The organism is Pseudovibrio sp. W64, assembly GCF_001623145.1.
GTDB lineage: Bacteria > Pseudomonadota > Alphaproteobacteria > Rhizobiales > Stappiaceae > Pseudovibrio.
In genome coordinates this window covers 83,855-110,426 of sequence record NZ_LMCI01000003.1, presented here as the reverse complement: position 1 = coordinate 110,426, position 26,572 = coordinate 83,855, and the positions used below count along the sequence as shown (strand labels likewise).

Sequence of the window (26,572 nt, the reverse complement as noted above, 5' to 3'; positions counted from 1 at the left end):
ATCTCTGCAAAAATTTCAGTCGGTAGAATTGATCACAGCTTGTGTATAGTAAAAAGGCCACTCAAATAGTATGCATTACCTAGCGTAAACAATAGGTTGTCAAAGGTGCCATATTCTTTCTGTAGTTTGCCTTGAATTAACCAGAATTCGTGTCAGATCCAGCCACAAAGTCAAATCATACCTTTCTCCATCCCGGGGCGGTCTCATTTGATCGCCTTCCCCCAGCGGATGCGTTTCATGCGCTCCGTTTATAATTTGTTGGAGAATGATACATGCTGCGTATTGCGTCTTGTACCGCTATTGCTTTCGGTCTGATGGCCGGCACTTCCCTTGCTGCTGACCTCCCTCAGCCAGTACAGCCAAGTCAGCCAGAAATTTCTTATGAAACACCAGCGACCTTTTCTGCGTATGACTGGTCCGGTGCTTACATTGGTGCCAACGCTGGTTGGGGATTCCTCGGCGCTGATGGCAAAAGCGGTGCATCCGGTGCATTGGATGACGACCAGAATGGTGTAACTGCGGGCGTTCATGCCGGTTACAACTTCATGGTTGCTCCAAGTGTTGTCCTGGGTGCTGAAGCTGACATTCAGTACAACGACCTTGAAGAGAAAAGCGCAGGCGTAGAGCTGCAGTCTGACTGGAATGCAACCGTTCGCGCTCGTGCAGGTTACGCTCTCGACCGTACGCTTGTATACGGTACAGGTGGTGCTGCATTCAAAGACCTGACTGCAAAATCCGCTTCTGGCAAAGATGAGAAAACCGCTATTGGTTACGTTGTAGGTGCTGGTGTTGAACACGCAGTAACCGACACTCTGACTGCTCGCCTTGAATACCTGTATCAGGATTTCGGCGATCAGAAGTTTGACTTCGGTGGCAACACCGAGAAAACTAAGATTGATGAAAATCTGGTACGTGCAGGCGTTTCCATGAAGTTCTAATTGAACTGATTTTCTGCTTTAAAGGCGCATGCTTCTGGCATGCGCCTTTTTCGTTTTTAGCTTCTCTCAAGCATTTCTGGTGCCTGCGTTTCGTTGTAGGCGGGAACCTGAGCAACAAAAGCATCATGCCAGTGAACCAGTTTCGGGTTGTTCTGCCGCCAATCCCCATTTGCGCGTAAATCGAGATAACCTAATGAGCAAGCAAGTGCGATCTGGGCACAGTCCGGAATGCCGTTGGTTTCCGTTGGAGTTGGCAAAGGATGGTCATTGAAGGCTTTCAATGTGCGATCAACTTTTCCTTGCTGACGGTCGATCCAGGTCCGATTCCAGTGTTCTTCCGGGTGGTTCCTTGTTTCAATCTGAGCTTGAATGGCGGCGTCAGTGATGCCATCTGCCATTGCTTGTTTTGTCTGGACTGAGATGCGGGTGTCGTCTGTCGGAATGATCTTTCCTCCACCAGCCAGAGTGTCGAGCAGCTCCAATGCGACGCGGCTGTCGTAGACGATATCGCCGTTTTCCAGCAGAAGTGTTGGGACTTTTGCAAGCGGGTTTTGCTCGTACAAAGAGCCTTCGGATGCTCTTGTGTCAGCCCAATCGACTTTCACCTGTTCCTGAAGTCCCAGAACGGCAGCAGCGATACGCGCTTTTCGTCCATAAGGGGAGGTTGGCGACGTGCGGAGTATGACCATTCTGCCTAAACTCCCGGCTCAGCTTTGGTTTTGTCGAATGAAGGTACGCTAGAAGCGAAGTCATCCAGCCATGCAACGAGTGTTGGATAGGATTTACGCCATTCACCTGCGAAACGAAGATCAAGATATCCAAGAGCACATGCGAGTGCGATCTGAGCTGCATCCGGAGAATTATGCTGGACCTTTGGCAGAGGGTTGTTTTCGAAGGCTGTCAGTGCGCGATCAACCTTGGCCTGCTGGTAATCCACCCAGTCCTGATGTTTCTTTTCTTCCGGACGCATACGGCTTTCATAAACGATCTGGATTGCTGCATCACAGATACCATCTGCAAGAGCTTGTTTGGTCAGAATTTCAAATCGTTCAGCACCTGCTGGAAGCAGCTTTTCGCCGCCAGCTGTATAGTCCAGATATTCAGTGATGACGCGGTTGTCGTAGAGTACGTTGCCGTCTTCAAGGACAAGACACGGGATTTTGCCGAGTGGGTTTTGCTGGTGGAGAGTGTCACTGGGATCGAGTGTCTGTGCAACTTCAACATTCACTTTGTCTGCGAAGCCTAGCACGTACAGTGCGAGCTTGATTTTGCGACCAAATGGAGAAGCGCTGGAGGAACGGAGAGTTTGCATGGCAGCCACCTGTAAAACACTAGATCTTGTTGCAGCGCGCATCCTTATCCGAAACCCGGAGGTGCATTCGGTGATACGCTCTAGGAGAATTGAGTGGTCTGCACGATATCCGTGTTTCTTCCAATAATGCAAGGGACTTCGATTTGATTGTGTCAGAGCTTGCGGCTACTGGGTGAGTTCCTTCGCAAAATGCTCGACAGCATTCCAATCGGTAAATTCGACAGTGAGTTTGGGATCTGTCGGGCCATTGGTCATCTTCATGATGAGCTGGATCATCACTCGATCCCACGGCTTGTAGTCAGGGTAGTTGAGAGCACCTGCGAAGACGGCGGCCTTCTTTGGCTCAAACTTCGATTTCTCTAAGTATTTCCTGAGGTATGCGTTGGTTTGAGGGGTGCTCTTCTCCGGCTTTCTGGCCGTAAGGTTGACTGAAAAGAAAGCTGTATGTGCCTGATTTAACTCGGCTAAATTGCGGCTGATAAACTGGCGAACCGGGCGTAAGTGGAAGCCATAGCGGATAGGGGATCCAATGAGAATTCGATTGTTCTTCAGATCAGGTGGGAGCTGTTCCATCCCTGTTATAAGAGGGAGAAAGACGATCTTTTCTCCATTCTTTTCAAGAAACTCTGAGATCTTGCCAATTATTTTTTTAGTCTGGCCATCATGACTGGCGTAGGCGAGATAGTATTTCATCAATTGTGAACCCGTAGGACTGTGCTGAGATATAATATAAGTCTCAAGTGCGATCAGTCCTACGAGGCATGATGTAGCAAGGTGCTGTGTTAGCGAGGGATGATTTCCTGCTCTGGTCGAACTGTCCGGCATTCACCGTCATAGACCCTGAATTTATCGAGGCCATCAAGGCAAGCTCTGACACCCCATGAAAGGCCAAGGAAGCCATCATACTGCACCAGTGCATAATAGATGCGGTGGCGGGTGTCGTCGGTCAGCGTTGCGACGCCATTACAATAGCGGCGACCCACTGGACTTGGGCGCCTGATTGTGAAATCTGACTCGCGAATTTCTTCGATCAGCTTGATCTCTAATCCGTCATAATAACTTGGAACAGCACGTGCGATTTGCCGTGCGACGGCTCTTTGCGCCTTGCCTGAGTCACAGGCTGGCAGATAGTCGCCGGACCAACCGAAATAGACTTTCTCATTTGGATCGATGAAATCTTCTTCGTCTATCTGCGGGATGGTTGTGTCATAACTCCCCGGAGGAACCAGATCAGCAGCAAACGTTGTTCCGGTGGCAACACTCAGTACAGTTGCAGTCAATAGGGTTAGGATTGATCTCGCGCGCATTAACACTCTCCACGGAAAGGCTGGCTGGTCTGAAGCAGCGGACAGCTGCTTGCAGGAAGCGTTTATGCACCAGCCTCTTTGTGAGGCGCGACGAGATACTAAAAGCGCATGAGCTTTGGCCCTGCGCTTCTAGCAATCAGTGATTTGCTGTTTTGGGTCAATCAAAGGTTCTGAGGGGTTACTCAGGAATAACCTGTTCCACGTTCCATGACGGGTTGATGCCTTGCGTCAGAGTTTTGCAGAGCCATGGCAGAGCGGTGTTCATGTCTTTTGTGAGTGTCCAAGGAGGATTGATGACCATCATCCCGCTGGCCTTCATTGGTGCGTCCTTACTGACTTTACCTGCCGACAATTCGATCTTCATCGTGTTGCGGACGCCAGCTTCGTCAAGTGTAGCAATGAGTTGTCGAACTGCACTGAAGTTTTTGACTGGATACCAAATGGCAAATGTTCCGGTTGGCCATCTCTTCCAACCGCGGATAACACCATCTGCAACGCGTGCGAATTCATCTTCCACTTCGAAGGCCGGATCGATCAGGACGACACCGCGTCTTTCTTTTGGGGGGAGGAAGCTACCCAATGCGAGCCAGGCATCCAGTGCAATCACCTTGACCTTTTTGTCCCCGCCGTAATTGTTCTTCAGCTCTTCAAAATCTTCTGGATGAAGTTCTGTGAGCGTTAGACGATCCTGTTTTCTGGCGAGCATACAGGCAATTTCAGGGGAGCCAGGGTAAAATTTTACGCCGCCACCCGGGTTGAGAGTCTCGACGGTCTCCAGCCAGGGAGCGAGAACTTCCTTCACAGGACCTGGCGCATCGCCAAGATTTTCCAGCACTTTGCCGACGCCTTGCTGCCACTCTCCGGTTTTCTGGGCCTCTTCAGAGGTCAGATCATACAGGCCAACTCCGGCATGCGTGTCCAGTACTCTGTAGGCTCCATCTTTTTTCTGGAGGTACTTCAAGATGTTGGCGAGGACGATATGTTTGAGTACATCGCCAATGTTGCCTGCGTGGTAAATGTGCCGATAGTTCATGGTGGGCGCCTGTTGGCCTTTATCGCGCGCTGCTGCCAGGGTGGAGTTCTCTAGAGGCGCTCTTGTTAATAGGTTTGTTGTCGGCCTTATAGTCTGATGGTGGGCAGGGACACAAGGCGCAAAGCATTCTCGTGAGCGCAAAACTAAAGGCAGCAAAGTGCTGCCTTTAGTAAATCAACAGTGCAAGTCCAGAATGGTTAGTCCTGGCCCATGCTGTCAAAGTCGTCGCGCATCTCTGGCTGAGCTTCAGCTGGTTCAGATGAAGCTGCAGTCCCGTCTTCCAGTCGCAGTTCAACTGCCTTTGGACCTTTGCCCCGGCGATCAGGTTCAGTCTCAAAGGAAATCCGCTGCCCGCTATCAAGCGTCGTCAGACCGGAGCGCTCAACAGCTGAGATATGGACGAATACATCGCTTTCGCCATCATCTGGTGTGATGAAGCCGAAGCCCTTATCCAGCTTGAAGAACTTGACAGTGCCAGACTGGCGAGGTCCCCGTTCAACTGGTGGGTAGCTGCGTCTTCCGCCTCCACCACCGTTTGGTCCGTCCCGGAAGCCACCGCCTCCGGCGCCTCCACCACGGTTGCCGTACCCGCCGCCACGGTCATTGTCGCCATGCCCGCTCGCGCGATAGTCGTTGTTCCGGTCTCCGCCGTATCCTCCCGGACTGCGGTTACCGTAGGGACCTCTGCGTTCATTTTCCACCACAGGAGGCGCGTAGGCGCCGCGCTCGGAATCTCCTGGAAAATATGCTGGTGCCCCAAACTCCGGGCCGAAATTCTGCGAATCCCCAAATTCGCGCTTGCCGCCTCGCTTGCTGCGTGGACGACGACCCGAATTCCCATTATGCATTACAATATCGCCTTTCCTGCGGATTTAAACCTGCCAGTATCCGCATGTACTCGCTTTCTCAAAGCCAATTGCCCGTCCGAAAACACACAAAGTAATAATCAAATGTCTTAGTGGGGCTTTGGTTAAGAGCTCCTACCTGCCTTGCATCGCAAACACTTCCTAATTGCTTGGCCGGGTAATAATAGTGGCCAGTTCAACATAGGCAGTCTTTACGTATGCGCGGCATATAATAGGGTTCAGTTTGGTAATAGGGCAAGCTTTTCCTAGGGAAGGCGGAGGTAAAACCCTATGAAATTGGGGGTGTATCCAGAAATGGGAGGATAAAACCCTATTGTTTACATCTAAAAGATCGAATATTTTTGCGAAGACAAATGATATTTGCATGTTTGACTGTGACTGCAATTTTAAATGGTATTCGTTTGGACTTGGTTTTGAGGTTGTATTTGAAAGCCGTAATATTAGCTGGTTTCAAAAGAGGCTGAGAGTAGCCCGGCATATCTGATTACTGTATGGTGCGAAGAATTCGGAATTTGGAGATGAAGCACTTATGAGTGATGCCAGCAATAAAGCAGATCTGACGGGAATTCAGATAACTGTTGTTCCGGTCACTGCCTTCCAGCAGAACTGTAGCATCGTGTGGAACAAGAATACGCGCAAAGCTGTTGTTGTTGATCCGGGTGGGGATGTGGATCACATTCTTGCTGCGCTTAAAGAGCTGGATGTGACTGTAGAGCATATCCTCATCACTCATGGGCATATCGACCATATCGGCGGTGCTGCTGAACTGGCAGAGACGCTGGATGTTAAAGTGATTGGCCCTCATGAAGATGATCGCCCACTGATTGATCGTGTTGAAGATCAGGCCAAGCAATTTGGTTTGGACGCGGTCAGAAAAGTAGAGCCAGATCAATGGCTTGTTGAGGGTGATGTGGTCACGGCTGCGGGTGCTGAATTTCAGGTTCTACACTGCCCAGGCCATGCGCCGGGGCACGTTGTGTTTTACAACAAGGATCTGAAACTGGCGATTTCGGGTGATGTGTTGTTTGCAGGGTCGATTGGGCGAACTGATCTTCCGGGTGGTGATCACGATACGCTTATCGCCTCAATCAAAGAAAAGCTTTTGCCGCTAGGCGATGACATTACGTTCCTGCCGGGGCATGGGCCAGCTTCTTCGCTCGGCCACGAAAGGCTGAACAATCCATATCTGAAATAGCCGATGGCTATCTGAGTGCGTGAAGGGGAGTTTGAGCTCCCCTTTCTTATCGAAGGATTGCCTGGAGTTCGTCGATGCGCTCGTTGATGAGCCAGCCGTAGTAATTTTCTCGCGGCAAATGTGCTGGTGTTATTCTGCGCTTGTTCCTATAGGAAATGGCGCGTTCCCAAGGGTTTCCGAGATTATACAGGGTCGACGTGATGCCTGGATTTTCAGAGATATCGACGTTAGCGACCTTCTTGTAGGCGTTGATGGCATCTCTTAGCACTGCTGCGGTGTAGTGGATTGATTTGTTTGGGTCCATCACCGTTTTATAAAGGCCTGAGGCATCTTTTGAGCTGAGTTTTGGCAGGCCGCTGATGCTGCTGACCATGTCATTCATCTTTAGGGCTGTGAGCGGCGTTATCTGACCTAGACCGAAGCTTTGACCTGCGAACATTGGTCTGAAAAAGGCCCTGTGAAAAGGTTCTCGCGGGTAGCGGACCGCGCTGATTGTTTTGCCCATAAACCTTGTGTTCCAAATGAGTTCATAACATCTCCAGCGGCTGTTGCTGGTTTCCTGGCGGCGGCATGTGTTGAATTGCGGGCGCTTTACAAAACTCCAGACTTTCTCGCCATCATGTTGGAAAGAAATAGGAATTCGCGCGTATTGCAGAGCCTTCATGTAATAGCCCTGAGCGCTGTCGAGGCTATCATAATTGTAGGTATGCTCTCCGACGATCGCTCCCAGAATGTGGACCGGGTCTATGTTGTACAGACTGGCGACCTTCTTGATGTTCTTGATCAGGCGGCCTTCTCGTTTAAGCACTTTGAGAATGCGCTGGAACTTTTTTTCATAGGTTCGATTAAAGGCTTTGGTGCGTGTTGCGGATGCGCTGGGGATGGTTGGCTGGCTTTGAAGGCGATTGCCAGCGGGAACCTTAAGCGGAACATTCGCCTGTGCTGAACTTAGCAATAAGTCAGGTGAAGATAATATTAGGGCTGTTGCTAGAATAAATGCACTTGCTTTTCGGTGTAATGTCATAGCAATCGAACTCTGCACTATTAATTGCTGTTGGTTTTGATTGCTTTATATCTAGATGAATTGTCCTAAAAATCTATTCAGATATGGATTTTTGCTTTCTACTATAAGTATGGTGCTATTTTTTACAATTATGCCCATTCAGGTATTTCTTAAACTCATTGGCAACTGAAATGCGCACGTGTGTTACGCCGCTTTGAATAAAGCCCAGTTCCGAGGCTGCTGCTTTGGAAAGATCAATCAAGCGGTTTTGAGCATATGGGCCGCGATCATTTATCCGTACTGTCAGAGATTTGCCGTTTGACATGTTGGTTACAAGAACTCTTGTGCCCATTGGCAGCGTTAGGTGAGCTGCCGTGAGCTTGGCCGGATCCATCATTTCCCCGCTCGCCGTTTGGGACGTGAGGGCATACCAGGAGGCTTCTCCGCATTGAGATGTTCTTTTAATTTCCACCTGATGAGGGCGCAGGATGAAGGCGACAGACACAATCAAAATGGCGATGATGAACAGGAGGAGATCGTAAATGCGACCATTGCGATGCGCCAAGCTTTTGTTGTTACAAGACATTCTGGAGCCTATTGGCTATTTTACTCCGCTAATTATACAGGGTTTCCCTCGTTTTAGGGACCAGAGAGATTTTCTGTGTTGGTGAGTTGGTTTATGTAGATTGAAAAAATTGATCGCGTTTGTAGCGGTGTGAACCGTGCGAACATGTTCCGGATAGGGGAATAACGTGCAGCAAAACCCATTGACTGGAAGACTTATCCTCGCAGATGTCGCCCGCGGCCTCGCACTCCTGACAATGGCAATCTACCATTTCTCCTGGGATCTTTCATGGTTTGGAGTTGTTGACTGGGATGTGTCCGGCTCTGCGGGTTGGCGGTTGTTTGCGCAATTGATTGCGGGCAGTTTTCTGTTTCTGGTTGGGTTCAGTCTGGTGCTGGCGCATAAAAGCGGTATCCGCTGGGAGAGTTTCTGGCGCCGGGAGGTCAAGGTCGCAATTGCTGCAATTGCGGTTTCTGTTGCGACTTATTTTATCTTTCAGGATCAATGGGTTCGGTTTGGAATTTTACATTCCATCGTGGTGTCGAGCCTTCTTGCACTGCCGTTTTTGCGTGTTCATTACGTGTTTGCGTTGCTATGTGGGGCAGGGGTGATCCTTCTCTACCATTGGCTCGGGGATTATGTGCTGCCATACCGGCAGTTTTTCTGGCTTGGGCTCAACTCCTTGCCTGAAGTTTCCGTTGATTATGTGCCACTTATTCCTTGGTTTGGGCCAGTGCTTTTGGGTGTCGGGTGCGGGGATATCCTGCATCGCTACAATCTTTTGCGGTTTTTGCGCGGTTCTGCGTTTCCGAGCGTTATTTCGCGTTGTTTTGCGTGGTTCGGTCGACATTCCCTTGCGACCTACCTTCTGCACCAGCCAGTCTTGTTCGGGATCGTTTGGGCTGGCGTGACTGCTGGGGTGATTGGTACCAGTGGCGATGTTCAGGTCAGAAGCTTTCAGCAATCTTGCGTGATGGCTTGTAGTCAGACCGTGGATGCCAGGCAGTGTGAGCAGGCGTGTCGGTGTACCTCCTCTGAAATAAAAGATCGAGGCATGTGGGAGGACTTGCTGACAAGACCGAATGATGCGGATGTGCGTGAAATCGCGCAGCAGGTCTTTCAGGTGTGTCTGCGCCGGTAAGTTCGGCATCCCTTTGCGATATGATATTATCCCCCTGCTTCAAGGAAGATATGCCCGCGTTAAGCTGACTTAGCCGATCTGTTTGTGAATCAGTCAGGCAGAGCTCTCTGAAATTTCGGAGAGTTGGGCATCAACTATTCTGGTGCGCAGCTATTCCTCTGAAAAAATATACATTTTCTGGTCGCTGAAATCTCAAGGTGGCATTCATGAGCTCTTCCTTTCCTAAAAGGTCGCGCTTTTGCGCTGTTACCTATACGTAAGCTTTGGAATTGAATGAGATTTTTACAATCTGACCCGAGATGTCGTTTCCATGTGTAAGTCATAGTTTGCTCAATTATGCAGCTGACATAAAGTTACCTTGAGAAGAAAAATACTCAAAACTACAGATAGATGGTATTGACCACGCTAAATGTACGGATAATATATCACTTGGTAAATATACGCAGTTATTATGAAGTGATGTTGGGATTTTCGTGCTTGTGGGGGAAGTATAGTCGTAATCTATGCTCAAATAATGTTTTAAACATAGCGTCACCTCCATGAGGTGAGCTCTTCTTTCACGACATATCTTCGCATCCCTTCAGGAGTGAGCCCGGTTTTGGGGAATTACCGGAAGCTCACGAGTATGGGGGAAGAGAATGCGGGTTTTGAAGAATGCAGGCCGAGGCCTTGCAGCAGGCTGCTTTGTGCTGGCCGGATCAAGTGCCACCTTTGCAGGTGCGTGGGATACGCTTGGCATAGGCTCATCAGAGTTGCTTTTTGCTCCAGAGGACTTCGTGGTTGAAGGTTCTGTGACCTATGTTGACCGTAATGTTGATTATGACATCACTGCAGCCGCTGTTGCTGGTCTTGGGCCAGTTACTACTGGTCCTGTTTCATCCCGGGCAACGCCTAACATTTGGAATTATCAGGGTGCACTGAAGTTCGGTATTACAGACAATGCTGACTGTCTGGCGCGCATAAATAATCCTCTATCGATTGAAGAGGAAATGGATCCTGATTGGCGTGGTCGATTTTCTGGTTATGAGACACAAGCGCGGACACTCGCATTTGACGCAACCTGCGCTTACAGGTTTCAGGTCGGGGAGGGGCGTTACATTCGTGCAATTGCAGGTGTGAAGGCGCAGGATCTAAGCTATTACTCGAAGGGAGCTCACCCTTTAGCTGGAACAGCAGAAGTTGATTTGAAGGCAGATGGGCTGGACTATGGTTGGCGTGTTGGTGTGGCTTACGAGGTGCCTGCTTATGCTATGCGTGCGAGTTTAATCTATGATTCTCAGATTAAATCCGACCTGAGTGGAGATACCATTGTAGGTGGTAACAAGGTCTATGATAGCACCGCATCTTTGACATTGCCCCAATCTGTTGAACTCAATGTACAATCCGGTATTGCTCCAGGTTGGTTGGTTAGCGCCGGAGTTAAGTGGGTGGATTGGTCTGTGATTGATGTGCTGTCAGTCGATAGTGAAGTCGCTGGAGTTGGTACGCCGGTTGGGGAAACTGTTCATAGAAACCTGAATTTTAAGGATGGCTGGACAATTAAGGCTGGTATTGGTCACGCACTAACTGAACAAGTGAGCCTTGGTAGCTCTTTGCAGTGGGACCGTGGTGTTGGGGGCAGTTATTCCGATACCTATACCTTCGGTTTTGGTGGTTCCTATGCTGCCAGTAAGAATGTGAAATTCACATTAGGTACAGCTGCAATTTACAAGACAGCTGGCTCAGGAGATGCGACTAATACTGCCTCAGGTACAGTCAATGAGTATGACTATGACGCATCATGGGCTTATGCGGTGAATACTAAGGTACGTTTGTCGTTCTGACGTACTTGCGAAGAACACAAATACGAAGCCGGGGGCATTGTCTCCGGCTTTCTTTGTTTTGGGTGTTCGTACCACGATTTGAGGGGAATCCCTCATTGTGCGTGATTTGTGCAAGATGCAGCTCAATTTGTGCTGTTTGTGCAACAGTTTTGTGGAGAAATGAGCATGTTGGATTGTTGGAAAACCTATCCCAAAACTCTTAAGTAATTTACGTATAGGTAAGTTTGACTATCGTCTAATGCTTGGTCTCTCTTTACGATTAACTGACCTGTGTTTGAGACTAGTAAATATAACATCCTAATTTACCTTAGGTTATATTAAAGTCTAGAAAAGCTTACCCAAGCGAAATGGCGTAGTATTTATACTATGGGAGGGGTGATTATTTCTCCCGATGCGTTATGCATGCAGTCAGAACTATATCAGTTTGCTCTGCAAATTGGTGGGATTGCACTGGCGCGAGGCACGTTGATGCTCGTTAAGTGCGGATAGCATGTGTGTCGCATTGGGGTGAAACGCGTTGCAATTTCCGTATCTTAAGCAAGTGCTCCTAACTGAATGAACCTAAAATCAGTGTTTTAAACACTGTGTACGGGGAAACATAAGGGGGAGAGGGCATGCGTGTTCTCAAGACATTGGCTCAGACAACCGTTCTGGGCTGCGCGGTATCCATGATTCCTGCTGCTGCATTTGCAGGCGGCTGGTCGACCGAAGGCATCGCTGACTACGATTTGCTGTTTGCTGATGGCAAGTTCGTTTTTGAAACTCAGGCGACTTACGCAGACCGTAACGTTGATTTCAAGAATGCAAAGACGACTTCTGTTCCTATTTTAGGTCCAACTACAGTTGACGATGACAAGTCGTCTGCGAAAGATATCGCGCCAAACATTGCAGTGTTTTCAGGTGCAGTAAAAATCGGTTTACTCGAAAATCTAGATCTGTTTGCACGCATTAATAGTCCCTATCTCATTCGCGAGCAGCCAGGTTTTGACTGGAACGGTCGTTTTGCTATTGGTGAAACAAATGCAGATGCGTTGGGCGTAGATGCAATGTTGAGCTACAAACACGAGCTTAGCAAAGGTAACTTTGTTAGAGTCTTTGGTGGCGTTCGTTCTGTGACCGTCGACTATGAACAGTTGTCCAAAACAGATGCTACTCTACTTACCTTGGGTATTCTGGATACTGATATCAACGTGGAATCTGAGCGGGAGTATGGTTTCCGCATTGGTGCAGCATTTGAGAAACCTGAAATTGCGTTGCGTGCATTGGTTGCTTATGAATCTGCTATTGACCTTGAGTTGGACGGGGCTCTAAACATTCAGCAGTTGGGTTCCTACGATGCGAGAGCGAAAGCGCGGCTTCCGCAGTCTATTGAAGCTAAAATCCAAACTGGTATTGCGCCAAAATGGCTGGCTACTTTGGGGGTGAAGTGGACAGACTGGAGTGTTCTGAACGAACTTGCAGTTGATGTTGACGCTCCTGTGGCTGGTCTTCCTTTAGCGGCAGTTCCTGGTAAGGTTGTTCGTGATCTGGGTTATTCGGATGGTTGGATTGTCGAAGCAGGTGTTGGTCACCAGCTCACTGACAAGTTGAGCGTTGGTAGTAGCGTAACTTGGGATAAAGGCATTGGCGGTCCTTACTCGGATACCTATTCCCTTAGCCTCGGGGGCAGTTACGACTTCGCGAAGAACGTGAAATTTACGCTTGGCGGTCGCGCAATTTACAAGACTTCCGGTGAAGGCGTTTATGAGATCGATAAGAGTGCTCTGGCTGGCGATTCTTCCGTCCGGACAGAATACGAATACGACTCCTCCTGGAACTTCGCGGTTTCTTCCAAGATCCGTGTAGCGTTCTAAGCTTTTGTGTCTTTGAGAATTATGGGGCCGGGGATGGTGATCTCTGGCCCTTTTTTATTTTGGGGCTGAGGCGATGAGGTGGCATTCGTAACGGTTGTTGTTGCTGAAGCGGATTTCGACGGATGGTTGTTTGAACTTGTTGTTGATCCGAAAGATCACGGCTTGAGCCCCGAGGCTTGAGAGATGGTCGGGTAGTTTGTTGCTGAAGAATTTGTAGTGCGCTTTGATCGGGTGGGCTGTCATTTTGATGACTTCCCCTGCAACTGCTATTTCAGCAAAGGCGTAGGTTGAGCTGGTGTCGATTTCATAATCGACGAACACTGCCGTTCCACGAAACTCATCATAAATTTCCTGACAATGGTCGGTCATGTCTGAGGAAGCCGAACCGGCACTCACTGCTGTTCCAAAGTGGGCGATGGGCAGCATGAGTTCTTCTGTGACCAGTCGTGCATTTACCATGCCAGCTGAGCCTAAGTGGACTGCAGCAGTAATGCACAGCACTGCCGCTTTTTCGCGAAATGGTCTGTTCTGAAGGACGATTGCTGGGAAAGGCATTTGCCTTACTGTCTCAGCTTGAAGGCTTCAGTGCTCAAAAAGCATTTGTCTGTTGGTTGGTCTCCTGCCGCGATGATGTGCACCACTTCATCGTCGAAGTCGTCTTCCATCGTATAGATGACCCTCAGAAAGCCTTTGCTTTTGAGTACATCAGGCATCTTGTCTGAAGTGAAGGAGTAAGTCTCCGGTATACCAAGAGGTGTGAGGCGGACTTCGGTGTCTTCCACCAGAGCGATTGCGCGGTTTTGGGTTGGGCTGATCTGGTATTCGACGAAGATCTCCTTGCCCATGCCGAATTCGTACTTTTTCTCGCAGGCCTCTGTCACAGCCGGATCTGATGAACCGTCTTCCTTTAAGCCAATGATGTAGTTGAGTGGAACGAGCACTTCGCCCTTTACGTTTTTTGGGGGAGCGGCCTGGGAAGCTGTGGTCAGGAAAAGAGCTGTGGCAATGAAGGTGACTGTACCAAGTCCGAAATGTACGTTTTTCATTCTTGTTATTCCTGCTCGGTATGAGAGATGAGCGTCAAGATGATGTCAGAGTGATTTCCTCACTAGTTTTATTGAGTGGAACACGCTCTGGCTGTTGTGGCGCAGTCTGCGGCAACCTCAGGCATCACTCAATTCAATGCGGTCAGTCTGGTTAAGAGAAGGCAACGGGTTCTTTTAAAACTAAAGCTGTTTGTTTGTCGCGTGTCGTAGGGAGCGGGTTCCCGCTTTTCGATGGAACGCTTTGCTGAGAAATTAAGAGGATGAATAGGCGAGAGTGATGGAACGAACTAAGAACATACTTTCTTTTCCAAATGACTCACGGCATAGTGCATCCATGACTAAGCGCCCTACAAAATCTTCCAGTTCTTCTTCATTGCCTGAAGCTGAGGGGTCCTCCTCTGGCTTTGGGGAAGCTCCGCAGCCCGCACTTTCCGGCAGTCCATTGTCAGGTTCCGTTTCTGACTGGGCGGACCAGATTGCTGATGAAGATCTCTCCGGTCTGAAGGCTCGCAAGGAAGCAGAGCAGCCGAGTGAAGAAAAGGTTGCCCCGAAGAAGAAAGCTGCAGCGAAACCAGCTGCGAAAAAGCCTGCTGCCAAGGCGAAGAAGGCACCTGCCAAGTCTGCGCGGGGCACGTCCATGGGGGCCACGAGTGATCCGCGTGAGCGGGCCAAGGGTGGTTTGAACCCGGTCGCCGGGCTGGATATTTCGCTGGAAGATGCTGAGAAGCTTCTTGATAGTCACGTCAAAGAGACGAAGAAAAAGAAGAAGAAGGCCAAGGAAGATACGATCACCGGAGCGACAGCGACTGTTCAGGCGCTGGCACGGCTGATTGAGCAGGGGCGTTCGGATGAATCTGGAGAGGATGCCTGGGTTCCGCACCGACCGGAGCGTCCGTCAAAGTCCGAGGGCGGGGTTCCGATTGTTCTGGAATCCGAGTTTGAGCCCAAAGGGGACCAACCGACAGCGATTGCAGACCTGAAAGCGGGTCTTGAGGATGGCGATAATACGCAGGTTCTGCTGGGTGTGACCGGGTCTGGTAAGACCTTCACCATGGCGCAGTTGATCGCGCAGACACAGCGTCCGGCGTTGATCCTTGCACCGAATAAGACGTTGGCAGCGCAGCTGTACGGGGAGTTCAAAAGCTTCTTCCCGAACAATGCGGTTGAGTATTTCGTTTCCTACTATGACTACTATCAGCCCGAAGCCTATGTGGCGCGGACGGATACGTTCATTGAGAAAGAAAGCTCCGTCAACGAGCAGATTGACCGGATGCGCCACTCCGCAACCCGCTCGTTGCTGGAACGTGATGATGTGATCATCGTGGCGTCGGTCTCCTGTATCTATGGTATTGGATCGGTTGAGACTTATACGGCCATGACCTTCCAGCTGGAGGTTGGTGAGAAGGTTGAGCAACGCCAGCTGCTCGCCGATCTGGTGGCGCTGCAATATAAGCGCAATGATGCAGCTTTCCAGCGTGGGACGTTCCGCGTGCGGGGGGATACGATTGAAGTGTTCCCGGCGCACTATGAAGACCGGGCATGGCGTATTTCCCTTTGGGGCGATGAGATTGAAAGCATCACCGAGTTTGATCCGCTGACGGGTAAAAAGTCCGGTGAGCTTCAGCTGGTGAAGATCTATGCGAACTCGCACTATGTGACGCCAAAGCCGACGCTGAACCAGGCCACCAAGTCTATCAAGGCAGAACTCAAGCAACGCCTTCAGGAGCTGAATGACCATGGCCGCTTGCTGGAAGCGCAGCGACTGGATCAGCGCTGTACGTTTGATCTGGAGATGATGGAGGCGACGGGTGCCTGTGCGGGTATTGAGAACTACTCCCGATATCTGACTGGCCGTGCACCAGGTGAGCCGCCGCCAACGCTGTTTGAATACCTGCCTGACAATGCGCTTGTGTTTATTGATGAGAGCCATGTGACTGTGCCGCAGATTGGCGCGATGTACCGAGGTGACTTTAGGCGTAAGGCGACGCTGGCGGAGTATGGCTTCCGCTTGCCGTCTTGTATGGACAACCGGCCTTTGCGGTTTGAAGAGTGGGACGCGATGCGGCCCCAGACGGTTGCGGTTTCAGCCACGCCGGGCAACTGGGAGATGGATGAGAGCGGCGGCGTGTTTGCGGAGCAGGTTATCCGCCCGACCGGCTTGACTGACCCTGATATTGAAATCCGGCCTGCCAAGACGCAGGTGGATGATCTGCTGGGCGAAGTGCGCGAGAAAGCGGCAAAGGGCTTCCGTACGCTGGTGACAACGCTGACCAAGCGCATGGCGGAGGATCTGACCGAGTATCTGCACGAGAATGGTGTGCGGGTGCGGTACATGCACTCTGATATTGATACGCTGGAGCGGATTGAAATCCTGCGTGATTTGCGCCTTGGAGCGTTTGATGTACTAATCGGGATCAACCTGTTGCGTGAGGGGCTGGACATTCCTGAATGTGCTTTGGTGGCTATTCTGGATGCTGATAAGGAAGGGTTCCTGCGTTCTGAAACCTCGTTGATCCAGACCATTGGTCGTGCTGCGCGTAACGTAGATGGTAAGGTCATTCTTTATGCTGACAGAATGACTGGCTCTATGGAGCGGGCTATTGCGGAGACCAACCGCCGCCGGGCGAAGCAGGAAGAATACAACGAAGAGCATGGCATTACGCCTGAGAGTGTGAAGCGCTCTATCGGCGATATCATGGAGAGCGTTTACGAGCAGGATCATGTTTCTGTCGATGCTGGCTTTGCCGAGGAAGGGGCCACCATTGGTCACAACCTCAAAGGCCATATTGAGGACCTTGAGAAGAAAATGCGCGAAGCTGCAGCTGATCTTGATTTTGAGATCGCGGCGCGGTTGCGTGATGAAATCAAACGCCTGCAAGAGACCGAGCTTGCAATTGCAGATGACCCCATGGCACGACAAACTTCTGTTGCGCAGCAAACCGGTGGGTTTGGTGGGAAGAAGAAATATGGTGCCGCTGGCAACCTGCCCAAGGCAGAAGCGGATAAGGCTGATGCTGGCAGCAAAGTGCATAAGCCACGGCTGGGTGAGATGGGGCCGGGAACAGACCTGCCGACACCAGCTGGTGCAACCGGCGAGAAGAAACCGCGCCGAACCTCCTCGGGTCGCAGTTCAGGCGGGCGACCAGGCACGCGGACCCATCGAAAGAAGAACTAGGGCAGACTTAATTGATGCTCGTTGAACTTTGGTTCGGCGAGCATTCGTTTTATGCTGCCAGTGTTGCTCCAATCTACGCAAGATTTTAGCGTTAGAGCTAAACGTTACCTAAAGGCCTTCGCTTACCTTACACTCGCCTTTCAAAAAGGCCGATGTAATTGTGAGGAAAACACACATGGCCCCAACGTCAATTGGACTTTCAAAACAAGCACGGGAACAGACTGCGAAGCATTTGAACAATCTGCTCGCGGATGAGTTTGTGTTGCTGATGAAAACGTGGAGCTGTCACTGGAATCTCAAAGGCCCCAACTTCATTAGTCTCCATGAACTGCTCGATGAGCAATATCATGCGCTTGTTGATTTTGTTGATGATATTGCTGAGCGTGTCCGGGCGCTGGATTGCATTGCTTTGAGATCTCTGCATGATTGTCATGAGCATACACGGCTTAAAGAAATGCCTTCCGAAGGGGCTCTTCCAGACCAAATGGGTATGATTGCTGGTTTGTTGGCTGATCATGAGTCCATTATTCGGGAGCTGCGAACCAGTCACGATAATGTTGAAGAATTCGAGCATGATGTGGGGAGTGTTAGTTTAATGGAAGACCTCATCATCAAACACGAGAAAATGGCTTGGTTCCTTAGAGCTCACCTTGAAAAATAGTGCGCCAGGTTTTTTGGGAAACGCGTAATGGTGACACCTACAGATTGACCGGTTATGAGCCGTGTTCTTTCGCACTGGCCTGCTTTGGATAAATCGTATAATCCTCTGCAACGGTCTGAGTGTGTGCTGATAGCAGTCGCATTTGATCCGCTATAGTGGAATTTGAAGTAGGTGATTGGCGTTTCATGATAAAACACATTGTTTGGGACTGGAATGGTACCCTGCTGGATGACTTTGAAATCACGGCGCAATTTGGCATTGATTGTTTTGCCAAGGCTGGGCTGAGTGGTGTGACCTTTGATGATGTTCGTGAACACCATACCCGCCCTTTCGCAGACTACCTCAAATCACTGTTAGGGCGTGATGCCACTGAAAATGAGCTTACCAGCTTTTACAGTGATTTCAGTAAGGTCTATGAGCCAGCGATGTATGATTTGCCACTGGCCCCTGATGCATTTCACGCTCTTGAGACCATAAGCGGAGCTGGAAAGAGCCAGTCAATCTTGTCCATGGCTCCCCATGAGGAGTTGGTCTCACTTGTTCGGCACAATGGTATCTACGAGCATTTTACCCGCGTTGATGGCGCGCGGGATTTGAAGAAGCATTTCAAAATCGATGCACTCAAAGCGCATTTCGATGAGCTGGGTGTGGAACCTGCCAGCGTCTGCGTGATTGGTGACAGCATTGATGATTTTGATGCGGCCAACGGTCTTGGAGCTTCTGCCGTTTTGGTTTCAACCGGCATGTACTCACACGACCGCCTCGTCACCACAGGCGCCCCAGTCGCCACCAGCCTTACCGGTGCTGTCGCTGAGGCGCTGAAGTAGCGGATTATGAGCGACGGTTACAGGCCGTTGATGAGATCACGACCTGCGAGGATCTGGAGGGATGAGCCTTCCAGGTCGGTCCCGACTGCCTCCTGCTGGCCGCCCAGATGTTTGGCGAGAAACAGTTCTACCATGGCATGATAGGCCCGACGGTTGTGCATTTTCTGAATGCCGTGGCCTTCGTCCGGGAAAAGGCCGTAGGTGACTGGGATGCCGTGGTCTTGCATGGCGGAGACAATTTGCTCTGACTCTGGTGGCTTGACGCGTACGTCTTTGCCACCCTGAACGATCAGCAACGGTTTTTCGATCTTCTCAACATGGGTCAGAGGTGAGCGTTCCTTCAGGAAAGCGCAGCCTTCTTCAGTTGTGAAATCTCCTAGCCTCGTTTTGAGGATGGATTTCCCTGACTTCGTATATTCGGGGAGCGCATCGAGAAAGCTGATCAGGTTGGAGATTCCGACCAGATCAATCCCGCATGCGAACTTCCTCGGGGTTTGGGTCACGCCGGTGAGCGCTGCGAAGCCGCCATAGCTGCCGCCCATGATAGCGACGCGGTCCGGGTCGGCGATGCCTTCCTCAATGGCCCAATCCACAGCGTCCAGAAGATCGGTTTGCATTTTGCCGCCCCATTCTTTGTTTGAGGCGTTTACGAATGCCTTGCCAAAGCCGGTGGAGCCTCTGAAATTGACGGATAGAACTGCATAGCCTCGGTTTGCCAACCATTGGTGTGTTGGGCTCAACCCCCAAAAATCTCTCCACCACGGCCCACCATGCACGAGTAGCACCATAGGACAGGGCTTTTCTGCATTAGGTGGCTGTGACAGATAGCAGACCAGATTGAGGCCATCCCTTGCTTTTATCTCCATGGGAGACATGCTGGTCAATGGTCGTTTTGCGAGCTCCGGTTGGCAGGAAAACAGGAAGGTGCTTTTTTCAGCTGATCTGTCGTAGCAGTAGAACTCTAAAGGCACGCTGTCCTGCACATGCGTAAGAATGAGCTTCTCAGCATCTTCTGAGAGGCTGTTGACCTCTATATCCCCCGAGAACTGCTTCTTGAATGATGCGAGAACTGACTCAAATTGTGGATCTATGGCAGTCCAATTGCTGCGAGCAAATGTTGCTGTGGCTGCTATGGGATGATGGGTGTGCGGGTGGAGTAACAGGTCGCTGATGTCTGCCTGTGGGTCCTCTGCGAGCACCGTGGAAGTTCGTGTCTGGAAATCTTCTGCTACGGCGGCGGCCTTGTCTCGTTCACGACTATCGATCCAGAACAAAGTTTGCCCATCCACACTGAATTCAATGGGTTTGGTGGTCAAACTGTCTTCAAAGGGGATGAGGGTGTAACGCTGCCATTCTTTGCCGTTAGGTCGATGGAGAAATTCAACCTCGCCGTCATCGGTGTAGCGGCGGACAAGGCGGACATTAAAATCGCTGTCGGTCACGAAACCTGAGAACTGGTCATTTTGCTCAATGAGCTGGCTGTGCCCGGTAGTGAGGGAAACTTTGTACAGGTCGAAGTACTTTGCTGACCTTTCGTTGTGAGCAATCAGGATTTCGTCCGGGTGTTTTCTTGATACCTCTTGCAGGTAGGCTCTTACACCGTGTGTTGGTGTTAGATATCTGGGATCTGTGCCATCAATGGGGACGCTAAGGATACAGAAGGTTTCGTCACCAACTTTGTCTCGCGAAATCAAGATGTGACGGCTGTTGTAAGTCCAGTGGATTGTGAAACCGATGTGGCGGTCTTCAAAGTTTGTGAGGGGGCGGGCAGATTGTGGGTCTTCAGTACTGGCGAGCCACAGATTGTATACGCCGTTGACTGGTGCCAGGAAGGCGATCCAATGACCACAGGGACTGATTGCGACCAGCGCTCGTTCAACAGGATCGAAGAATGCCTTGCTGGAGATGAGGCGAGTTCGTTCCTTAAGCTGCATGGTCAGAAGCCTTAAATTTATTACAGAAAAAAGCAGATCAGGCCTTGGAATAGGTGGCCTTGAGAAACGGTAGAAGAGAGCTAAGTGAAAGTATTGCAGGTGCTTCTGACCTTGTCCAATCTCTGAATGGTGCACAAACCGCAACCGGATGTCGATTGCTGAAGGCTGCTTAAGGAAAGAGCATAAGCCATAGATAGTTTTTGCTTAGGAGGCTGCGTTAGATCAATGCAGACTGCCATTTACGGACGCATTGTTGATAATAATTCCGAATTGCAGGTGGACGTTTCTCGATGAAAAGAATTCTCTCAACCCTTCTTGTGAGTGTATTGATGGCGGGTGGTGCTCTTGCTGGGGAGGGCAAGACGTATTCCGTTAATCAGGTGACTGATGCCAGTGCGAACACACCTTCTCATATGTTCCGCTTTGAGCCTGATCTGCTTGAGGTGCCGCTGGGCGCTACTGTGAAGTTTGATAATTTCGATGGAAACCACACGGTTATTTCGATCAAGAAGATGACGCCGGATGGTGGGCCGAAATTCAAATTCAGCAAGATGTCTCCTGATCGGAATGTTACCTTTGATACACCGGGAATTTATGGTGTGACCTGCGGTATTCATGGCCGTTTTGGAATGGCGATGATCATCAAGGTGGGTGAAGACAGTGCCGAGGATTTAGAGGGCGCTCGTTCTGTGGTGCCGGGTGGCCGGATGGGCACCAAGATCTCCCAGATTTTGGATCGGCTTGAAGGCAAGTGAGCGTGTAGAGCTTGCGTGGAAGTTAGATAGAATAAAGGCAGCCGGTTGGCTGCCTTTTGTGTTTTGTAATGATGCTTTTTTAAGCTCTATTCGGCCTGCGCCATGCTTCTTCGGGATTTGAGGTAGTGAGGTCCGACTTCAACAAGCAGGATACCGCTGAATATGAGGGCGCAGCCGACTAGTCCGATTGGTGCGATGCGTTCGCCCAGAATGACGGCTGCAGCCAGAGCGGCGAAGAGGGCTTCTGATGACAGCATGATGGCTGCATCGGACGGTGTGGTCCACTGCTGACCAAATGCCTGGAAGGTGAAGGCCACGCCTCCGGACAATGCGCCTGCGAAGAAGATCTCGAACCACGCATCCTGAAGGGCTTGCACGGAGTAGGTCTCGAAGAAGAGTGAGGCTACCACACACACCACACCGAGGAAGGCGAACTGGATGACGGCAACCGTGATCGGGCGGCCAGAGGAAGTTGCAAGGCGTCCAACGAAGATCACTTGCAAGGCCCAGAAAACTGCGCACAAGAGCATGAGTAAGTCGCCGCCGTTCAAAGCTGTCAAACCACCACCGAGCAGGTAAATGCCGAGGAGGGTGAACAGGCTTGCAGGCCACACGAGGAAGTTCGGCCTTCCTTTAAAGAACAGTGTGACAAGGATTGGCGTCAGCACAACGTAGATCGCGGTTAGAAAACCGGCGTTGGTGACGGATGTTATCACGATGCCATACTGTTGCAGGACAGTGCCCAGAGTGAAGGCAACACAAACCATCAACAGCGCAGGAAGGTGGGCCTTGCCAAGTTTTTTGGTGCTGTGAATGCGGCGTTCGCGCAGAGCGAACGGCAAGATCACCAAGGTGGCGAGGAGAAATCGCAGGCCAGAAAACTGCAGGGGTCCAAGACTTTCCATTGCAGTTGATTGCGCGACAAAGGCCATGCCCCAGATGAGGCCGGCCACGAGAAGAAGTATGTTTGCAGATGCCCTAGTCATCCCGCAGCTGTACTGCAAGCGAATAGGTGCTGCAAGCGGTCTGTCAGCGCTTCCGTTGAATTTCTCTCAAGGCGATTTTGAGCTTCTTGACGATGTCAGAAACGTAGCGTTTGTTTTCACTCGTGCTGCGTGTGCTGGCATTTGTCTTTTGGGATTACGCTCTAAAAGACAAACAAGACCATGATCATTATGCCAACGAAAGCGGCGATGACTGTTGCCGCAACAGGCCATGGTGATTGGGCGTGGCTGACGTGCTCTTTACGATGGTAGTCAACTGGCGAGGTTCTCATTGTGCTCCCCTGCGGCCCTGGTCAGTTGTTTTCCTGAGTAGGGGCCAATAGACGCGGATTACATCGAATACAGAAAGTATATATTACTGGATTTTGGTGTGTTCGAGATACCACAGGTTGAGCTTAAGCAGATCGCTCAATTGCAAAACTGCTATTGCCCATATTTTCTTATAGATTCAGAGCTTCGAGACCAGCCTCGAGATAATCAGGCAAGAGGGGGAGGCCCAAAAGGTATGTTGAGACCGGAGACGTGGATCGTTCGCGTGCTTCAGAGAAGGCAATGTCCAGGTCGCTCTGGTCATAATCACCGCGACCAATCCATGCGATGGCGACCAGTTCTGTCGCTTCGTCGATGTTGAGGTCGTCGATAATCTCTCTCAGTTCAGACTCAGAAAAGTCGTCATGCTCTTCTTCTGCAAGTCCGTCGTGATGGTGAACGTTTTCCAGCTTTTCCGTATCGAAAGATAGGTCACCTTCGTGCCCGTCCTCGTAAGTGTCTGGCAGGCTTTCGGAAACAGCGCGCGCTTTTTGTACGATCAAGCGAACAGTTTCTGCAGATAGTGCTAGTTCTACGGCCATCGTTCGTCCCCGCTTATTGCTGTAACAGAACGTTACTCCTGTTCGGAATTATTCTGCAAGTGGAACTTATGGAACAGCTGCCTGCAGTCCAATCGCGCTAAGTGACAGTATGGCGCCGCTGAGAGTAATAGGCGATTTAAGCGGTAGAAAAGAAAAGGGAATTGGTTAAATGGAGGTTAGTGCGCGCCCGCAACTTATCCTATGTAGTTCTACTGAGCAGGATACTTGATATCGTTATGGTTAAAAAAAACAGTACATACCGCAGGGGTAGGGGTTGTTTGTGCGCTGCACCTAAGAGTAGCATTTGATGTAGGGGCGAAAATACAATCAAATCTCCCAGAGTTTCTAGGTGCTGGCGGACCTGAGTGCTTTGTGCTGGCAGGGGTGTTTCTTACCCTGTCGGCACATCCCAAAAGAGCCCTTTTTTCCCAAGATACCCACGCTTAGTTTTTGAACGCGTAGATTTTTGAAAGCACGAAGTTGAAGGTCATGGACACCAGTGTGGCGAGGATAACGGCCAGATAGGTGGAGAAGCCGTCGATCAGGGTGATCAGCGCACCATAGGTGCTGTAGTTGATGACTGCCCCGACGCTGTTGACCAGAACGAATCTCACATACTCCCCAAACGGACTGCCTTCAGAGCGAAAGGTGAAGATGCGATTCCAGAACCAGTTGTTGGTCATGGCAATCCAGATGGAAAGGATTCGCGCAATGAGGGGATCAAGGCCGACCACTTGCCAGAAAAAGGCGAGGGCGACCAGATCGACCACAAGACCGGAGCCGCCAACCATTCCGAAGCGAATGAACTGATTTTCGAGTAGTTTTCGCAGCAGGCTTTTCACGGAATTCGGGCTCTCATTTCTGATGGGACCAGCTAAATCTTCAGGTCTTTAGCTTCAGAGGCTGCTTAGCTTTGTTCCTCTGGAAATACAAGAGACGCAGCGTTACAGAACCTCTGATTAAATCTGGGGAGTAATATTTGAAAAAATCTGCAGTCTTTGGCGAAATTTGAGCGGAAAAACTGGCGTGTTTGCGCTTGCCAAGCTTTGGTCTGCGCCTTAGGGTCTGCCCGCACTTATTTTGCGAAGAACGTACCCGCTTCTATTGGAGGGCATTATGGGCTTTATCGCTGACTCGCTGTCTCGTGTGAAACCGTCTGCAACGATTGCAGTGACCACGAAGGCACGCGAACTGAAAGCCGCAGGCCGCGACGTTATCGGCCTTGGTGCTGGTGAACCAGATTTTGATACGCCAGACAACATTAAAGCTGCTGCAGTTGCAGCTATTAATGAAGGCAAAACAAAATACACAGCGGTTGATGGCACTCCTGAGCTGAAACAGGCAATCAGCGCTAAGTTCCTGCGTGACAATGGCCTGAAGTATGAGCCAAACCAGATTACTGTCGGAACCGGCGGCAAGCAGGTGCTCTACAATGCACTGATCGCAACTATCAATCCAGGCGATGAAGTTCTCATCCCAACACCATACTGGGTGTCTTACCCTGACATGGTGCTGCTGGCTGGTGGTGAGCCTGTGGTTGTTGAGGCGGATCAGAAGACCTTCAAGATCACGCCTGAAGCGCTGGAAGCGGCGATTACGCCTAAAACCAAATGGTTGATCTTCAACTCTCCATCCAATCCGTCCGGTGCTGGCTACACCCGCGATGAGCTGAAAGCTCTGACCGACGTTCTGCTGAAGCACCCGCATGTCTGGGTCATGTCTGACGACATGTATGAGCACCTTGTCTATGATGACTTTGAGTTCACCACACCTGCGCAGATCGAGCCTCAGCTTTATGATCGCACTTTGACCGTGAATGGCGTTTCCAAAGCGTATTCCATGACCGGCTGGCGTATTGGTTATGCGGGTGGTCCTGCTGATCTGATCAAGGCGATGGCGAAGGTTCAGTCTCAGTCCACTTCCAACCCATGCTCCATTTCTCAGGCAGCAGCGGTTGAAGCGCTGAATGGGACGCAGGACTTCATTCCAGTCAACAACAAGGTTTTCCAGGATCGCCGTGATCTGGTTGTGTCTATGTTGAACCAGTCTTCTGGTCTTGAGTGTCCGGTTCCAGAGGGTGCGTTTTACGTGTTCCCATCCTGCGCTGGCACCATTGGCAAGATTGCGCCATCTGGCAAGGTGATCGAGACTGATCTGGACTTTGCAGGTGAGCTTCTGGAAACTGAAGGTGTTGCTGTTGTTCCGGGTTCCGCGTTCGGCCTGGGTCCAAACTTCCGCGTTTCCTACGCGACTTCCACTGAAGCTTTGACTGAAGCTTGTACTCGTATTCAGCGCTTCTGCGGAAACCTGAAGTAAGCTTATTTGGAAAGAGAACGCCGGAGACCTCTTTGGCGTTCAGCTTTCAATACAAAAAAGGCGCTGCATCACGCGGCGCCTTTTTTGTTTTAGGTGTTTCGCAGCACCAAAGAAAACTTTGGTGCTTTGTTTGTGTGTATCTTTATCCGAAAACCGGAATCCACTTTTCGGGGATACGCTTTTGGATGCTTAGTCCGGGAGGAGTGCATCCAGAATGTAGCTGTTGTTGACGAATGTGCCGCGGCTTTCCTCAACCAATGTCTGTGCATCGGCGAAGGAGAAGCGGACGCCTGCCATGATAGAAGCGTTTTCGAGCTTCTCAGAGCGCAGGTCTGCAAACATTGTCATGCCGTTTGCGGTTTCAGTCCCTGGCTTGAACTCCATACCCATTGCGTAGATATGGCTGTCGCGCAGATAGCGGTAACCCGCGTAAAAGCGTGCGTTTTCGCTGGCATAGTAAGATGCGGTTGCGCCACCCATGACAGAGCCTGTATCGTCGATCATCTGAACGCCGATGAGGCCGTCAACAGACAGGTTTTCAAAGTGAACCTGTGCTTCTGCACCTACGTAGCCGAAGGAACCGGCTCCACCGTTGATTTGCGCTGCAGAGCCAACAACACCGAAGTAGTTGTAGTCCTGCGTGCGGAAGCCCATGCGGCCTGTGCCAGCATAAAAGCCATAATCCTTGGTCCCGCCTGCGGTCGCATCAAATTGTGATGCAAAGCCTGGACCCTGCCCGAAAGCAGCTGTTCCTGACAACAGGCCCAGCATCTTGCCTTCGAGAGCCCCGAAAGCAGTTGTAATGCGGGCATTGATGGGATTTGCCTGCGCGATCGCTGGAAGAGTTGCAATGGCTATTGCACCGGTTACGCCAAACAAAAGTGTCTTCAAATTTGAGCGCATTGCTGATTCTCCGTACTCAATTTCTGAGTGGAGACTCTCGTGTTTTATTTAAAACATTGTTCTA

The 26,572-nt window shown here is 50.6% G+C and carries 26 protein-coding genes; 10 read left to right on the top strand and 16 right to left on the bottom strand.

Features of this window, described 5'->3' with window-relative positions; genetic code table 11:
* Positions 1 to 272 precede the first annotated feature (272 nt).
* Complete coding sequence (locus PsW64_RS02630; RefSeq protein ID WP_057461154.1) at positions 273 to 938, top strand: outer membrane protein; 666 nt, start codon at positions 273 to 275, stop codon at positions 936 to 938.
* Between the two features lie 56 nt (positions 939 to 994).
* On the opposite strand, the gene PsW64_RS02625 is transcribed toward PsW64_RS02630, so the two are convergent.
* From PsW64_RS02625 to PsW64_RS28315, 6 genes are all read right to left on the bottom strand, one after another.
* Positions 995 to 1,627: a glutathione S-transferase family protein gene (locus tag PsW64_RS02625; RefSeq protein ID WP_063302601.1), complete on the bottom strand. Its 633-nt coding sequence runs from the start codon at positions 1,625 to 1,627 to the stop codon at positions 995 to 997.
* Between the two features lie 5 nt (positions 1,628 to 1,632).
* Entirely contained in the window at positions 1,633 to 2,250 is a 618-nt protein-coding gene (locus PsW64_RS02620) for a glutathione S-transferase family protein (protein ID WP_063302620.1), read from the bottom strand.
* A gap of 165 nt (positions 2,251 to 2,415) precedes the next feature.
* Entirely contained in the window at positions 2,416 to 2,943 is a 528-nt protein-coding gene (gene hemG, locus PsW64_RS02615; protein ID WP_063290017.1) for a menaquinone-dependent protoporphyrinogen IX dehydrogenase, read from the bottom strand.
* 89 nt (positions 2,944 to 3,032) lie between these two features.
* The gene (locus PsW64_RS27845) at positions 3,033 to 3,557 is read right to left on the bottom strand and encodes a hypothetical protein (protein WP_208980535.1); all 525 of its coding nucleotides are present in this window, start codon (positions 3,555 to 3,557) and stop codon (positions 3,033 to 3,035) included.
* Positions 3,558 to 3,735: 178 nt separating this feature from the next.
* Entirely contained in the window at positions 3,736 to 4,590 is an 855-nt protein-coding gene (locus tag PsW64_RS02605; protein ID WP_063293967.1) for a 23S rRNA (adenine(2030)-N(6))-methyltransferase RlmJ, read from the bottom strand.
* 197 nt (positions 4,591 to 4,787) lie between these two features.
* On the bottom strand, positions 4,788 to 5,438 hold the full coding sequence (locus tag PsW64_RS28315) for a cold-shock protein (protein ID WP_057461149.1): 651 nt from the start codon (positions 5,436 to 5,438) through the stop codon (positions 4,788 to 4,790).
* Positions 5,439 to 5,985: 547 nt separating this feature from the next.
* On the opposite strand from PsW64_RS28315, the gene PsW64_RS02595 reads away from it, so the two are divergent.
* Positions 5,986 to 6,651 carry an MBL fold metallo-hydrolase gene (locus PsW64_RS02595; RefSeq protein ID WP_063293966.1) on the top strand — a complete coding sequence of 222 codons (666 nt, stop codon included), beginning with the start codon at positions 5,986 to 5,988 and terminating at the stop codon, positions 6,649 to 6,651.
* A 46-nt stretch (positions 6,652 to 6,697) separates the two neighbouring features.
* Here the strand turns inward: PsW64_RS02595 and PsW64_RS02590 are convergent, their stop codons facing one another.
* Positions 6,698 to 7,675, bottom strand: coding sequence for a DUF1402 family protein (locus tag PsW64_RS02590; protein WP_063302600.1), 978 nt, complete (start codon positions 7,673 to 7,675; stop codon positions 6,698 to 6,700).
* A gap of 115 nt (positions 7,676 to 7,790) precedes the next feature.
* Positions 7,791 to 8,162: a septal ring lytic transglycosylase RlpA family protein gene (locus PsW64_RS02585; RefSeq protein ID WP_244277231.1), complete on the bottom strand. Its 372-nt coding sequence runs from the start codon at positions 8,160 to 8,162 to the stop codon at positions 7,791 to 7,793.
* Positions 8,163 to 8,421: 259 nt separating this feature from the next.
* On the opposite strand from PsW64_RS02585, the gene PsW64_RS02580 reads away from it, so the two are divergent.
* The 3 genes from PsW64_RS02580 to PsW64_RS02570 all read left to right on the top strand — a co-directional run bounded on the left by PsW64_RS02580 (position 8,422) and on the right by PsW64_RS02570 (position 13,036).
* Positions 8,422 to 9,360: a heparan-alpha-glucosaminide N-acetyltransferase gene (locus tag PsW64_RS02580; protein ID WP_208980534.1), complete on the top strand. Its 939-nt coding sequence runs from the start codon at positions 8,422 to 8,424 to the stop codon at positions 9,358 to 9,360.
* 638 nt (positions 9,361 to 9,998) lie between these two features.
* Positions 9,999 to 11,183: an OmpP1/FadL family transporter gene (locus tag PsW64_RS02575; RefSeq protein ID WP_063290011.1), complete on the top strand. Its 1,185-nt coding sequence runs from the start codon at positions 9,999 to 10,001 to the stop codon at positions 11,181 to 11,183.
* Positions 11,184 to 11,797: 614 nt separating this feature from the next.
* On the top strand, positions 11,798 to 13,036 hold the full coding sequence (locus PsW64_RS02570) for an OmpP1/FadL family transporter (protein ID WP_063302597.1): 1,239 nt from the start codon (positions 11,798 to 11,800) through the stop codon (positions 13,034 to 13,036).
* Between the two features lie 54 nt (positions 13,037 to 13,090).
* Here the strand turns inward: PsW64_RS02570 and PsW64_RS02565 are convergent, their stop codons facing one another.
* Positions 13,091 to 13,591: a hypothetical protein gene (locus PsW64_RS02565; protein ID WP_063302596.1), complete on the bottom strand. Its 501-nt coding sequence runs from the start codon at positions 13,589 to 13,591 to the stop codon at positions 13,091 to 13,093.
* A gap of 5 nt (positions 13,592 to 13,596) precedes the next feature.
* On the bottom strand, positions 13,597 to 14,082 hold the full coding sequence (locus PsW64_RS02560; RefSeq protein WP_057461141.1) for a hypothetical protein: 486 nt from the start codon (positions 14,080 to 14,082) through the stop codon (positions 13,597 to 13,599).
* Between the two features lie 334 nt (positions 14,083 to 14,416).
* On the opposite strand from PsW64_RS02560, the gene uvrB reads away from it, so the two are divergent.
* The 3 genes from uvrB to PsW64_RS02545 all read left to right on the top strand — a co-directional run bounded on the left by uvrB (position 14,417) and on the right by PsW64_RS02545 (position 18,745).
* Positions 14,417 to 17,257: an excinuclease ABC subunit UvrB gene (uvrB, locus tag PsW64_RS02555; RefSeq protein WP_063302619.1), complete on the top strand. Its 2,841-nt coding sequence runs from the start codon at positions 14,417 to 14,419 to the stop codon at positions 17,255 to 17,257.
* A gap of 175 nt (positions 17,258 to 17,432) precedes the next feature.
* Complete coding sequence (locus PsW64_RS02550) at positions 17,433 to 17,918, top strand: Dps family protein (protein WP_063302595.1); 486 nt, start codon at positions 17,433 to 17,435, stop codon at positions 17,916 to 17,918.
* Between the two features lie 185 nt (positions 17,919 to 18,103).
* Positions 18,104 to 18,745, top strand: a complete 642-nt coding sequence (locus tag PsW64_RS02545) for an HAD family hydrolase (protein ID WP_063302618.1) — start codon at positions 18,104 to 18,106, stop codon at positions 18,743 to 18,745.
* 17 nt (positions 18,746 to 18,762) lie between these two features.
* On the opposite strand, the gene PsW64_RS02540 is transcribed toward PsW64_RS02545, so the two are convergent.
* Entirely contained in the window at positions 18,763 to 20,679 is a 1,917-nt protein-coding gene (locus tag PsW64_RS02540; RefSeq protein WP_082830992.1) for a S9 family peptidase, read from the bottom strand.
* 290 nt (positions 20,680 to 20,969) lie between these two features.
* On the opposite strand from PsW64_RS02540, the gene PsW64_RS02535 reads away from it, so the two are divergent.
* Positions 20,970 to 21,434 (top strand): plastocyanin/azurin family copper-binding protein, encoded by a 465-nt coding sequence (locus PsW64_RS02535; protein WP_208860173.1) that lies wholly within the window; start codon positions 20,970 to 20,972, stop codon positions 21,432 to 21,434.
* A gap of 86 nt (positions 21,435 to 21,520) precedes the next feature.
* Here PsW64_RS02535 and PsW64_RS02530 read toward each other — a convergent pair whose 3' ends face one another.
* The 4 genes from PsW64_RS02530 to PsW64_RS02520 all read right to left on the bottom strand — a co-directional run bounded on the left by PsW64_RS02530 (position 21,521) and on the right by PsW64_RS02520 (position 24,131).
* Positions 21,521 to 22,420, bottom strand: a complete 900-nt coding sequence (locus tag PsW64_RS02530) for a DMT family transporter (protein ID WP_082830991.1) — start codon at positions 22,418 to 22,420, stop codon at positions 21,521 to 21,523.
* A 161-nt stretch (positions 22,421 to 22,581) separates the two neighbouring features.
* On the bottom strand, positions 22,582 to 22,710 hold the full coding sequence (locus tag PsW64_RS28310; protein ID WP_256387170.1) for a hypothetical protein: 129 nt from the start codon (positions 22,708 to 22,710) through the stop codon (positions 22,582 to 22,584).
* A 168-nt stretch (positions 22,711 to 22,878) separates the two neighbouring features.
* On the bottom strand, positions 22,879 to 23,289 hold the full coding sequence (locus PsW64_RS02525; protein ID WP_063302592.1) for a DUF3775 domain-containing protein: 411 nt from the start codon (positions 23,287 to 23,289) through the stop codon (positions 22,879 to 22,881).
* A gap of 443 nt (positions 23,290 to 23,732) precedes the next feature.
* Positions 23,733 to 24,131, bottom strand: a complete 399-nt coding sequence (locus PsW64_RS02520) for a GtrA family protein (protein WP_152986572.1) — start codon at positions 24,129 to 24,131, stop codon at positions 23,733 to 23,735.
* Positions 24,132 to 24,405: 274 nt separating this feature from the next.
* On the opposite strand from PsW64_RS02520, the gene PsW64_RS02515 reads away from it, so the two are divergent.
* Positions 24,406 to 25,605 carry a pyridoxal phosphate-dependent aminotransferase gene (locus tag PsW64_RS02515; RefSeq protein ID WP_063302591.1) on the top strand — a complete coding sequence of 400 codons (1,200 nt, stop codon included), beginning with the start codon at positions 24,406 to 24,408 and terminating at the stop codon, positions 25,603 to 25,605.
* Positions 25,606 to 25,794: 189 nt separating this feature from the next.
* Here the strand turns inward: PsW64_RS02515 and PsW64_RS02510 are convergent, their stop codons facing one another.
* On the bottom strand, positions 25,795 to 26,508 hold the full coding sequence (locus PsW64_RS02510; protein ID WP_057461134.1) for a hypothetical protein: 714 nt from the start codon (positions 26,506 to 26,508) through the stop codon (positions 25,795 to 25,797).
* Between the last annotated feature and the right edge of the window lie 64 nt (positions 26,509 to 26,572).